General features: G+C 58.5%; 9 protein-coding genes. All 9 read right to left on the reverse strand.

Going from position 1 to position 11,561, the window contains the following annotated elements:
* Positions 1-11: 11 nt before the first annotated feature.
* Entirely contained in the window at positions 12-1,298 is a 1,287-nt protein-coding gene (locus tag AC0CW1_RS05360; RefSeq protein WP_488182012.1) for an FAD-dependent oxidoreductase, read from the reverse strand.
* 79 nt (positions 1,299-1,377) lie between these two features.
* Positions 1,378-2,844, reverse strand: coding sequence for a hypothetical protein (locus AC0CW1_RS05365; RefSeq protein WP_488182013.1), 1,467 nt, complete (start codon positions 2,842-2,844; stop codon positions 1,378-1,380).
* Positions 2,845-2,911: 67 nt separating this feature from the next.
* Positions 2,912-3,367: a RidA family protein gene (locus AC0CW1_RS05370; protein ID WP_488182014.1), complete on the reverse strand. Its 456-nt coding sequence runs from the start codon at positions 3,365-3,367 to the stop codon at positions 2,912-2,914.
* 131 nt (positions 3,368-3,498) lie between these two features.
* The gene (locus tag AC0CW1_RS05375) at positions 3,499-3,933 is read right to left on the reverse strand and encodes a DUF6917 domain-containing protein (protein WP_488182015.1); all 435 of its coding nucleotides are present in this window, start codon (positions 3,931-3,933) and stop codon (positions 3,499-3,501) included.
* Between the two features lie 788 nt (positions 3,934-4,721).
* Positions 4,722-5,357: a redox-sensing transcriptional repressor Rex gene (locus tag AC0CW1_RS05380; protein ID WP_488182016.1), complete on the reverse strand. Its 636-nt coding sequence runs from the start codon at positions 5,355-5,357 to the stop codon at positions 4,722-4,724.
* Between the two features lie 16 nt (positions 5,358-5,373).
* Complete coding sequence (locus tag AC0CW1_RS05385; protein WP_488182017.1) at positions 5,374-6,372, reverse strand: anion permease; 999 nt, start codon at positions 6,370-6,372, stop codon at positions 5,374-5,376.
* Positions 6,365-6,994 (reverse strand): DUF47 domain-containing protein, encoded by a 630-nt coding sequence (locus AC0CW1_RS05390; protein ID WP_488182018.1) that lies wholly within the window; start codon positions 6,992-6,994, stop codon positions 6,365-6,367. Before AC0CW1_RS05390 ends, AC0CW1_RS05385 begins: the two co-directional genes overlap by 8 nt.
* 114 nt (positions 6,995-7,108) lie before the next feature.
* Positions 7,109-8,662, reverse strand: coding sequence for a bifunctional folylpolyglutamate synthase/dihydrofolate synthase (locus tag AC0CW1_RS05395; RefSeq protein ID WP_488182019.1), 1,554 nt, complete (start codon positions 8,660-8,662; stop codon positions 7,109-7,111).
* Complete coding sequence (locus AC0CW1_RS05400) at positions 8,662-11,355, reverse strand: valine--tRNA ligase (RefSeq protein ID WP_488182020.1); 2,694 nt, start codon at positions 11,353-11,355, stop codon at positions 8,662-8,664. The genes AC0CW1_RS05395 and AC0CW1_RS05400 overlap by 1 nt, the downstream gene beginning before the upstream one ends.
* Positions 11,356-11,561: the final 206 nt, after the last annotated feature.

Consider the following 11,561-nt stretch of genomic DNA (forward strand, 5'->3'; position numbering starts at 1 on the left):
GCGACCACCTCCTAAGAGACCGGCCGTTCCATGACGCCAGTCAAGCCGGCCGCTTCCACCCGCTGCCGGATGGCGTTGATATCGGTCGAGTAGAGCCCTTGTTCCTTCATCCGTTGAAAATAGACGGAGCCGGAGAAGGTGTACTTTTTCGTCAGTCCCTCCTCGGTCTGCATCTGCTCGTTCACATGAGCAATGGCGTCGCCGACAGCAAGGGAGGGCGGCAGTTCGAGGAGCGGTTTTTGCAGGGCGAAGCGGACGGCGTTATGACCAGCCAGAGCGCCCGTGACGATGGCCTCCGTGTGTCCCACCAAGAGTCCCGCCTTTTCGCCGGCGCAAAAGAGGTTCTCTGCATCGCCTTTGACCTTCAACGTGTTGTCCCGGGGGCACATGCCCACATAGCGCATGGAGTTGCCGATCCCGCCGGAGTAGGGGTCTTCAAAGCGGGCGTTCTCGAACCCCGGGATGTGGCGCAGCTTGTCCAAGGGATAATAGGGCGACATGAGTTTGGCGTGGCCCGTGTCGAGGAGGATGATGTTTTCTGCGAACTCCTTGAGGGCGTACTGTTGGCAGGCTTTCTGGGAAAGGGCGTCCTCCTTGCGCAGTTCCTCGGGGATGGCGACGACGGCGACGCCCCTTTTATTCAGGGTGTCCACGATGTCGTCGCAGATGGAATCCTTGTGCAGCTTGCAGGAGCCGGACATGGCGCCGAAGCTGCCGTCGGCCTTTTTGCCGACGACCTCTTTAACGCCCGCCTTGCCGGCGATGGAGACGCGCCCCCCGAAGGTAGGGCAACGGTAGATGCACATGACACAGCCGTTGCCGTACTTGCCACAGTTGCCCTGGGGTCCCGCCGTGCCACTGGCGTCAACGAAGACATCACCAGTGATTTCATCAGTCTCATCGATCACAACGCCAGTGATGCGCGATCCCTGCATGGTGATGTCGCGCACACGAGCGAGTGTGCGGAAGTGGATGTTGGGGTATTTGGCGAGCCGCCGGCGGACAGCGGGCTCCACCTTGGCCACATCATAGAGGCTGGCGTGCTTGTGGCCGGGGAACTCGATGTTTTTGTGTCGGGAGACTTCATCGGTGACCTCGAAGAGATCGCCGCCGCCCATGGCCAGCATTTCCTCAGTGGCGGTGAAGCGGCCATTGTTGCGCATGATCCCGCCAACGAGGCCGGTCCCCAGGAACATGTCCGTCCGTTCCAGCAGGGCCACCTCGGCGCCCGCCTTGGCCGCCGCAATCGCCGCAGCGCAGCCGGCCCAGCCGCCGCCGACTACGACTACCTTCGGCATTGGTTCGCCACCTCGCTTTCCCTGACGGATTTTTCGCTGCGAATGCTTTGCTTGCCGGTTTTCATCGTACAGCTTTCGATCAAATCATGCCGGCATAGCGGGCGGTGATCTCCATCAGGCGGACGAGGGCGCGGACGGCGAAGCGCATGTTCTCTTCGATGATCTGGCCGTCATCGTCGGTCGTGCCCAGGCCGGGCGAGATGTAGACGTTGGCGTCATAGGCGATGGTCGGGATGACGCCCATCTGAGCAAGGCCGGACTGCAGGATGTTGCTGCCGGCGTACATGTCTTCGATGGCGAAGATGGGCAGGCCGAGACCGCCTTCCTTCCAGGTGCCTTCATAGTTGACCTCGACAGCCTGAGAGTTGTAGGACTTGCTGATCTTGAGGCCTTTTTTGATGTTCGGATGGATCTTGTCGAACTCGTCGTTGACGATCCGTTCCATGTCGTCGACAGGCTTGGTCAGGATCTCCGGCTTGTCCCGCAAGACCCGCAGGGTCTGCACCTGGCTGAGCAAGGCCTCCTTACCGGGGTCGAAGGTGACATAAGCGGCCTTGCCATAGGAGGCCGTCGTTCCCCAGCGGTCGCCGTGCATGCCCATGGCTCGGCGGATATGAGTCATCACATCCTCGCGGCCGATGACCAGGCCGGAGGTGGCGGCGCCAGAGGCTTTGTCCATGGCATAGGTGATCACGTCGGCGTTAACCTTGCGAGGGTCGGTGCCAACGAAGGGGATGCCCCAGGCGTTGTCGATCAGGTAGGGCACATTGTACTCGTGGGCCAGTTCGCCGATGCGCTTCATCAAAAGCGGCGCTCCATCCTCGTCCTTGACACCGTAGCCGTAACCGGGAGTATCATAGCCGAGAGAAGCGAAGCCGGTCAGGAAGGGGGCATGCACCTCGGCGGCGAGGGCCATCTGTTCGATGGATGCCTCGGGGTCGACCTCGGTGAGCAGCGGGACGGGATGGGCTTTGATGCCGTGAACAGGATACTGGGCGCCGACGAGCGGCACAATGACCGTGTCGAAGTTGTTCTGCCGTTTGCCGTAAAATCCAAGCTCGCCGGCAGTGGTGCCTCGGTCGGCGTAGATGTCCTTGTACTTGGGCGGAAAGGGCCGGCCGTAAGCGGCTTGATGGTGCATGTGCTTTTCATAGGGGCAGATGTAGCGGGCGCGGTAGTTGTCGCCGCGGCCCAGGTTGGGCGGCGTCATCAGGGTGTCAAAGCAGAGCCAGAGGGCCGCCTCGCAAGTGCTCGTCGGCACGGGCTCCCACTCGTCGCCGTAGACATCCTTGACGATCTCCCGCAGTTCGTCGACGAGCTTGGCCAGGGGGATGACTTCCCTCCCGCCCTTTTCGGTCGCCTCGGCGATGTCGCGGCGCAGCGGCGCCGGGCACCCCGAGATGGCGCCGGTGAGGCCGAATTTACCGCGCAGGTGCGGCGGGATGCCGATCTCATCGGCTGCTTTCTTGGCTTCAGCGTAGATCTGGGGGATGCTGGCTTGCAGGTGGCGGTACAACTGGTACTTGTATTTCAGGGTTGTCGTCAAATCAGGGGCCTCCTTGTCTTACATGGGCTTGCGTATTGCATCCTCCGCTAGGCATGGGCAACATGGTTCAAACCTGGACGATCATCTCCACTTCCACAGCGGCGTCGAGGGGCAGCTCGTTCACCCCGACGGCGGAGCGGGCGTGCTGCCCTTTGTCGCCGAAGACTTGGCCCAGCAGTTCCGAAGCGCCGTTGATGACGCCAGGCTGGCCCTGAAAGCCGGGCGCGCTGTTGACAAAGCCGGTCACTTTGACGATCTTTTTGACCTGGTTGAGATCGCCCACCTGCCCCTTGATCACGCCGAGGCAGTTCAGGCAGCAGACCTTGGCTGCTTCATAAGCCTTTTCGGCTGTCAGGTCCTTGCCCACCTTGCCCTTGTATTTCAACTCGCCGTTGACAAAGGGGATCTGCCCTGACGTGTAGATGAAATCACCGGCCTTGACTGCCGGCACGTAGGCGGCCACCGGTTTGGGCGCTTCCGGCAACGTGATTCCCATCTCCTGCAGTTTCGCTTCTACGGACATCCCTTCACCTCCTGAATGTGCGAATGACTTGAAACTCATCGCTAGTTTCACCGAGGCTGGGAAAATCATGTGCTTTTTCAGCATTTGTCGGGGCGGGAGTTAGCTCAGCAGAGATGTCATTCAGGGGCGATTCAATCGGGGCTTTTGATCAGCAGTTGCTGGCCGATTTCGGCGCCGATGGAGACGCCCGACTGGCGCTCGTCTGACTTGATGACGATGTTGATGTGGTTGGGCATGTGGGTTTCATCAAAACCGGCGATATGGCCGAGGAGCTTCCCTTTTAAAAAAACGGGATCGCCGGTGACGATGACGCCGCCCCCCTTCACCTCAAAAAAAGCGAGATAGGCGATGCGATCGACCTGTTTCCCCGGGCCGGCGTCCGCTTCGTCGGTGACGATGATCTCGTGGATCTCGTCTTCAGCCAGGGCGCGGGAGATGGGCTTGATCAACTGCAAGCCTCGGTTCTCGAGCCTTCCTTCCAAGATCGCCACCAGTTCGCCGACGACGTCTTTTTTCTTGGCATAGGGGTGAACGCGGAGCATGCCTTTGGCGTAGGGATCGGACATAGTATTAGGGCTCCCCCTTTGTCACGATTCTGTCATTCCTTAGTTTGGCATTGTATCGTTTTTTTATGAAAAGACAGCACTTCTTTGCACCCACGAGTGCGCGCAATTTAGTACTTTTAGGGCGTTTGATACACGTTTACACAAAATGCATAATGCTTTTCGGGTCTCTCATGAAGGAAAATAAAATTTTCGATAGAATTACCAACGCAGATTAACGTAAGAGAATGGGGCGCTTTTAAGATGCAAAGAAAAAAACTTTAGAAAGCAAGGTTGTAAATCACTTTTTCAATGACAGTAAAACGAGTCAAATGTACCGTTAGTCGTTTTTTCGATCGTATCATCGATGTGGAACCAAAATCCGAATCTATTTATGTAGTAGATGATTATTCGAGTAATTTCATTATAAATTCGTATAGGATAATTGCAGAAAAAAAAGACGATTATAGTGTGGTCATTAGCGGGTTAGTTGGTCTCAAAAGTCGCAATGCAATAGGAAAAGGCATGTATTATTATGAAAACCTCAATGTATACAAAGAGATACGTTAATGCCGCATCTTCATAGTTCTTGAATAATTCTTTTCCAGCATCTATCCGGTTTTAAAAATGCAAAAAAGTTACCCCCCTATTGTAGCCACGTACTATCATAGGGGGTAACTTTCTCTCGCTTCTGTTTCTAAGTTAACGGTTCCATCAGAAAATATACAAACAAGTCTTGTTATTTCTACCTAATAAGTAGAGCAACAGGTTATTACCTTAGCAAAAAAGAATACCGAAAAAGCAGACCTGGTTTACAGCTTCCCCCGCGACCCCAAATTGAAGGTCAAGACCTCTAGGTTCACCGACAGGTCCACGTTGCGCAGTTCGACCCGGGGCGGCAGGTTCAAGACACAGGGGGCGAAGTTCAAGAGGGCGTCTACGCCGGATTCGACAAGGATATCCGCCACCTCTTGGGCGACCGTGGCTGGCACAGTGATGATGCCGATGCCCACCTGCTTTTCCTTCACCGTCTTGGCCAGTTCTTCAATGGGCTGCACGGTGATGTCGTCATACTGCTTGCCGATCTTGGCCGGGTCGCTGTCAAAAATTCCGACCAGGTGAAAGCCTCGCTCCCCAAAGCCCCTGTACATGGCCAATGCGGAGCCCAGGTGGCCGGCGCCGACGATGACGACGCGCCACTCCCGGTTCAGACGAAGGATGTTCAAGATGTGGTGTTGCAGTTCGTCGACATTGTAGCCGACGCCGCGTGTGCCGAATTCCCCGAAATAGGCCAGATCCTTACGGACATGGGCGGGACTGACTCCCACCCCTTCGGCGATCTCTCCCGAAGAAATCATTTGTACGCCCCGCGCTTCCACCTGGCTCAGGTAGCGGGAATACATGGACAACCGGATGATTGTGGCTTCGGGGATTTTCAGGGTTTTCACGCCAAATCCCTTCTTTCTAGATACCGATTAACCAGTGGATCGCAACGTAAGACAAAGCCGCCACGGCGGCAGACGCCGGTATGGTAAAAATCCAGGCCGTCACAATGCGCTTAGCTACAACCCAACGGACGGCAGAGACGCGTTTGGCCGAGCCTACCCCCATTATACACGAAGAAACAACATGTGTGGTACTGACAGGCATGCCAAAAAGTGAAGCGCCGTAAATCACTAGGGAGGAACTGAGGTCGGCGGCAAAGCCATTGATCGGCTCCAGCTTGACGATCCGGCCTCCCATGGTGCGGATGATCTTCCAGCCACCGACCGCTGTGCCGAGAGCCATAGCTAGGGCGCAGGCGAAGATGACCCACTTGGGCACCTCAAAGGCGGCGATCATGCCGGTGCTGAAGAGAGCCATGGTGATGATGCCCATCGACTTCTGGGCGTCGTTGGAACCGTGCGAAAAAGCAGCCGCCGTCGCGGCCAGAATCTGCAAGCGCAGGTAGCGCTGGTTCACCCGGCCCGGCGTCTGTTTGCGCGACAACCACCAGAGGGCCGTCATGATGAAGAAACCGACGACGAGGCCGACGATGGGAGAGGCGATGAGGATGAAGACGATCTTTTTAATGCCGGCCCACTTTAGATGGGCTACGCCTTGTCCAGCCACGACAGCGCCGATGACGCCGCCGATCAAGGCATGGGAACTGGATGAGGGGATGCCATAGTACCAGGTGAGGAGGTTCCAGAAGATCGCCCCGACTAGGGCCGCCAGGATGACGGACAGCGTGACAGCACCCGGGTCGGCGATATCAGAGCCGATGGTCTTGGCCACGGCAGTGCCCGAGAGGGCGCCCACGAAGTTCATCACCGCCGCCAGCATGACGGCGTGGTTCGGAGCGATGGCCCGCGTGGAAACTGATGTGGCGACGGCGTTGGCCGTATCGTGAAAGCCATTGATATAGTCAAAGGCGAGGGCTAAAAAGACGACAGCAAAGACAACAATTTCAGTATTAGGCATTCTTGAGGGCGACTCCTTTGACGATCTTGGCCACATGCTCGCAGTTGTCGATGGCGTCTTCAACCCGTTCCCAGATCTCTTTCCATTTAATCAGTTCGATGGGCTCATTGATCTCATTGAAGAGCTTGGCCATGCCGCGGCGGTAGATGCGGTCGCCGTCGCTCTCGCACTGCTTAATGCGGGCGCAGGTTTCGATGATCTTTTCCTGTTCCTTGCGGATGTTGCGCATCGATTCAAAGGCGGAGACAAGCAGACGGGTGGACTCGGCCAGCACGTCGACGAGCACAACCAAGTCCTCGGAGGGTTCGCCTGTTTGGTAGAGATGCATGCGCTCGATGGTGCCGTGAATGTTATCGAGAATGTCATCCAGCCGGTTGCTCAAGGTGTAAATGTCTTCCCGGTCGATGGGCGTGATGAAGGTAGAGTTGAGTTGGTCGGAGATGTTGGCGGTGATGTCGTCGCCTTCATGTTCGACCTCGGTGATCTCGGCCATTTTGACCGAGAGGAGTTGGTAATCCTTCATCAGCGATTGAAAGACAGCAGAGCCGCGATGGACAATGCGGGCGCTTTGTTCCAGGAGCGTGAAGAACTTGTCTTCCCGGGGCTTCAATGACAGCAACATGTTGTTTAAACCCTTCTTCCTGTTTTTTACGAAATGCTAACATCCATAATCAAATCTTTACGCGCACACCTCAACTATTATATCAGCAGAAAATGAGATGGTGAAGCCACCATCTCATTTTTCGTCAAATCTTCGATTAAATTCGCTCGTTAGAATGATTCCTCGCGCCTCTGCTACCATGTACAGGGAACCGGTGACGACGATCGGTGCCGAAAACTCGGACTTCGCCCTGTCGCTGTTCCGATTCCTCCTGTCCTCGGCTTTGTCATCTGGCGGCTCTTCCAATGCTGGCCCTTTCTCATCCAACGCATCTGCTTCTTCCAGCCGCTGCGCCAGCAGCCGGGCGGTCTCCAGGGCCTCGCCGATGTCGGGCGCGGTCGTGACGATCCCGCAACGGCGGGCCGCCAAGGACGCCAAGGCCTGCCACTCACCGGCGCGGGGGCTGTTGGGCCTTGTGACGACGATCGCCTTGGCCAGGGGGGCCAAAATGTCCACCACCCGCTCCCGCTCTTTGTCGGCCAGCATCCCCAGGACGAAGACGCGCTTCTTCTTCCCTTCCTCCTGAAGCGCCGCCGCCAAGGCGAGAGCGCCGGCCACATTGTGGGCGCCGTCGAGCAAAAAGGGTCCGAGCCGTTCGAGGCGGCCCGGCCAGGCGACGTGGCGAAGTCCCGCTTCCAGGTGATCCGCTCGCCAATCAATCCCCTTCTCCTTCGCTGCTTCCAGCACAGCGACAGCGGTGGCCAGATTCACCTGTTGATGTCCGCCCAGCAAGGGAGGCCTGAGGGGACCGTAGAGATCGAGGCGGCCTTCGACGACAATCCCCGGCTGCCCATTGACGGAATACCACTTGACCGGGGCGGCTGCTGTCAGACAAAGCCCCCGGCGAACGACTTGGATCACCGGCGCGCCAACGCTCCGAGCCTCCTCCCGGAGCACTTCCAGCACATCCGCGTCATCGCTGGCCGTCACCAGCGGGACGCCGGTCTTGGCGATCCCCGCTTTGACGGTGGCGATCTCCTTCAGCGTCGTTCCCAGGTAGTCCATGTGATCGAAGGAGACGTTGGTGATGCAGGCGACGATGGGCGTCACCACATTCGTCGAATCGATGGCGCCGCCGAGGCCCACCTCCAGGACGACCACATCGACCGCTTCGCGCGCGAAGTAGAGCAGCGATAAAGCGGTCCAGACTTCAAACTCGGTGGGATGCTCGAAGCCTTCGGCCACCATTGCCTCCAGGTGGGGCTTGAGTTCGGCGATCAGCGCCGCCATCTTCCCCTTCGGGATCGGTTGTCCGTTGATGCGGGTCCGCTCGGTGTAGCAGTGCAGGTGGGGCGATGTGAACAAGCCGACACGATGACCGGCAGCCTGCAAGACAGCGGCGGTCATCACAGAGGTGGATCCTTTGCCGTTGGTGCCTCCGATATGAATAAAAGCGGGACGCTCCTGGCGGTGCGGGTCGCCGAGGCGGCGCAACAGTTCGGTGATGCGGCCCAGGCCGAAATTGAAGCCGAACTTGGTCAGGTCTTTCAGGTAAGCGATAGCCCCCTCAAAGGAGACACTCTGACGCCCCTCTTGCCCAGGCGCCCTCTTGGCGCACGTTGAAGCGGCAGCGGGAGCAGCATGCTGCTCCCGCTCTATTTTTTCCCGATTCTTCACTTTCTGCTCCATCAGGCTCCCAGCGATGTGAGGGTGCGCAGGCGCTCTTCCAAGGCGGCCTTTTTCCGGAGGGCTTCCCCTTCCTTCTCGCGCTCCTTGGCGACCACCTCAGCCGGCGCTTTGGCCACAAAACCGGCGTTGCTCAATTTGCTGCCAAGGCGGCGAACCTCCTCTTCAACGGCCCGCAGTTCCTTGGTCAAACGGTCGATCTCCTTGGTCAGGTCGATGAGCCCCTTCAAGGGCAGGTAGATAGCCGTATCGCCGACAATAGCCGTCGCGGCCCCTTCCGGCTGACCGTAGCCGGTCCCTTCGATTTCGACCTCGGAGGCACTGGCCAGGTTGAGGATATAGGCGGCGCCCCGAGCCAGCACCCGGCGGTGTTCCTCGCTGCCGTTGACCAGAATCACCTCGGCTCGCTTGCCTGGCGCCACGTTCATCTCGGCGCGGATGTTGCGGATGGCGCGGATGACATCCATAACCAGGGCCATCTCTTCTTCCACTAAACTGTTGATGCGCTCCGGCTCTGTCTCCGGCCAAGGAGCGACCATGATCGATTCGCCATGGTGAGGCAGTTGCTGCCAGATCTCTTCTGTCAGGAAGGGCATGAAGGGATGGAGCAGTTGCAAGGTGCCCCGCAGCACATGAGTGAGCACCTTCTGGGCTGTTTGGCGCGAGGCGGCAGCGTCGGCGACGCCCACCTCCTTGCCATAAAGGCGCGGTTTGGCCAGTTCGATGTACCAGTCGCAGTACTCGTTCCAGAGGAACTCGTAGATCAGGCGGGCCGCCTCGCCCAGGTCGTACTGTTCCAGCGCCGCCGTCGTCTCGCCGATGAGGCGGTTGTAGCGCGAGAGGATCCATCGGTCGGCCAGGGTCAGTTCGCCCCAGGGCTGGTGGATCTCAAAGCCCTCCAGGTTCATCAGAACGAAGCGGGAGGCGTTCCAGATCTTGTTGGCGAAGTTGCGGATCCCTTCCAAGCGTTCGAAGTGGAAGCGGATGTCGTTGCCGGGCGTGTTGCCGGTGACGAGCATGAAGCGCAGCGTGTCGGCGCCGAACTGGTCGATGATCTCGATGGGGTCGACGCCGTTGCCGAGGGACTTGGACATCTTGCGCCCCTGGGCGTCCAGGATCAGGCCGTGGATGAAGACCTCCCGGAAGGGCACGTCGCCCATGAACTCCAGTCCCATGAAGACCATGCGGGCCACCCAGAAGAAGATGATGTCCCGGCCGGTGACGAGCACCGATGTGGGATAGTACTTGGCCAGTTCCGGCGTCTGTTCCGGCCAGCCGAGCGTCGAGAAAGGCCAAAGGCCCGAGGAGAACCAGGTGTCGAGCACATCGGGATCCTGCTCAAAGTGGCTGGCGCCGCATTTGGGGCAGACCTCGGGCAACTCCTCGGCGCGGCCGCAGTAGATGTAGTCGCAGTCATCGCAATACCAGACAGGGATGCGGTGGCCCCACCAGAGCTGCCGCGAGATGCACCAGTCGCGGATGTTTTCCAGCCATCCCAGGTAGATCTTGGTAAACCGTTCCGGCACGAACTTGAGCCGGCCATCCTTGACGACCTCCATGGCCGGTTCGGCGAGGGGTTTCATGCGGACAAACCACTGGGGCGACACCATCGGTTCGACGACGGTGTCACAGCGGTAACACTGGCCGACCGCGTGGACATGATCGTTCACCTTGACGAGATAGCCCTGAGCCTCCAGGTCCTTGACGATGCGCTTACGGCATTCGTAACGGTCCAATCCGGCGTAGGGGCCGGCTTCCTCGTTCATGACTGCTTCCTTCGTCATGACGGTGATCTGGGGCAGGTTGTGCCGGAGGCCCACCTCAAAGTCGTTCGGATCATGAGCGGGGGTGATCTTGACGACGCCAGTGCCGAAGGCGGGGTCGACATAGGCGTCGGCGATGACGGGGATGGCCCGGTTGAGGATGGGCAAGATAACCATCTTGCCGATCAGGTGCTTGTAACGGTCATCGTCGGGGTGGACAGCCACGGCGGTGTCGCCAAGCATCGTCTCGGGACGGGTCGTCGCCACGACCACTTCCCCGTCACCGCCCTGGACAGGATAGCGGATGTGCCAGAGGTGGCCGCCGCGCTCCTCATGCTCTACCTCGATATCGGAGATGGTCGTCTGGCACTTAGGGCACCAGTTGATGATCCGGTTCCCCCGGTAGATCAAGCCTTTTTCGTAGAGACGGATAAAGACCTCCTGGACCGCCTCGGAACAGCCCTCATCCATGGTGAAGCGCTCCCGCGTCCAGTCGCAAGAGGAGCCGAGGGTGCGCAGTTGCGTCGTGATGCGATTGCCGTACTGGTGCTTCCAGTCCCAAACCCGTTCGAGAAAAGCTTCCCGGCCTAGATCGTACTTGGAGACGCCTTCTTTGGCCAGGGCTTCTTCCACCTTGGCCTGGGTGGCGATGCCGGCATGATCTGTGCCGGGGACCCAAAGCACGTTGTAACCCTGCATCCGCTTGAAGCGCGAGAGGATGTCCTGGAGGGTGTTGTCCATAGCGTGGCCCAAGTGCAGGCTGCCGGTCACATTCGGCGGGGGCATGACGATAGAGAAAGCTTTGCCTCCCTGTTTTACGTCGGCCGTAAAAAAGCCCTTCTCATTCCACCACTCATACCATTTGGCTTCCACCTGTTTCGGATCATACGTTTTCGATAAGCCGGAAGATGTCGCTTCACTCACTTGATTCATTCCTCCTGTCAATTTCCATCGGTCCGCTTTCCTACTTCCCAGGAAACTCTTCCCGGTGTCAAAAAAACAAAAAACACCCCGTCCGGCAAAGGACGGAGTGCTCCGCGGTACCACCTTTGTTCTTCCGTCCGCTGATGAAAGCGGTCGAAGAAGCGCTCTTGGGGGACGATAACGGGTCCTACCGACCTTTCGGCACTCCGGGGCGA

This window comes from Heliomicrobium sulfidophilum (assembly GCF_057715735.1).

What these genes read in the sequence shown, in the direction of transcription:
- AC0CW1_RS05360 (WP_488182012.1), bottom strand. Translation starts at nt 1,298, where the DNA reads ATGCCGAAGGTAGTCGTAGTCGGCGGCGGCTGGGCCGGCTGCGCTGCG.
- AC0CW1_RS05370 (WP_488182014.1), bottom strand. Translation starts at nt 3,367, where the DNA reads ATGTCCGTAGAAGCGAAACTGCAGGAGATGGGAATCACGTTGCCGGAA.
- AC0CW1_RS05375 (WP_488182015.1), bottom strand. Translation starts at nt 3,933, where the DNA reads ATGTCCGATCCCTACGCCAAAGGCATGCTCCGCGTTCACCCCTATGCC.
- AC0CW1_RS05385 (WP_488182017.1), bottom strand. Translation starts at nt 6,372, where the DNA reads ATGCCTAATACTGAAATTGTTGTCTTTGCTGTCGTCTTTTTAGCCCTC.
- AC0CW1_RS05390 (WP_488182018.1), bottom strand. Translation starts at nt 6,994, where the DNA reads ATGTTGCTGTCATTGAAGCCCCGGGAAGACAAGTTCTTCACGCTCCTG.
- AC0CW1_RS05395 (WP_488182019.1), bottom strand. Translation starts at nt 8,662, where the DNA reads ATGGAGCAGAAAGTGAAGAATCGGGAAAAAATAGAGCGGGAGCAGCAT.
- AC0CW1_RS05400 (WP_488182020.1), bottom strand. Translation starts at nt 11,355, where the DNA reads ATGAATCAAGTGAGTGAAGCGACATCTTCCGGCTTATCGAAAACGTAT.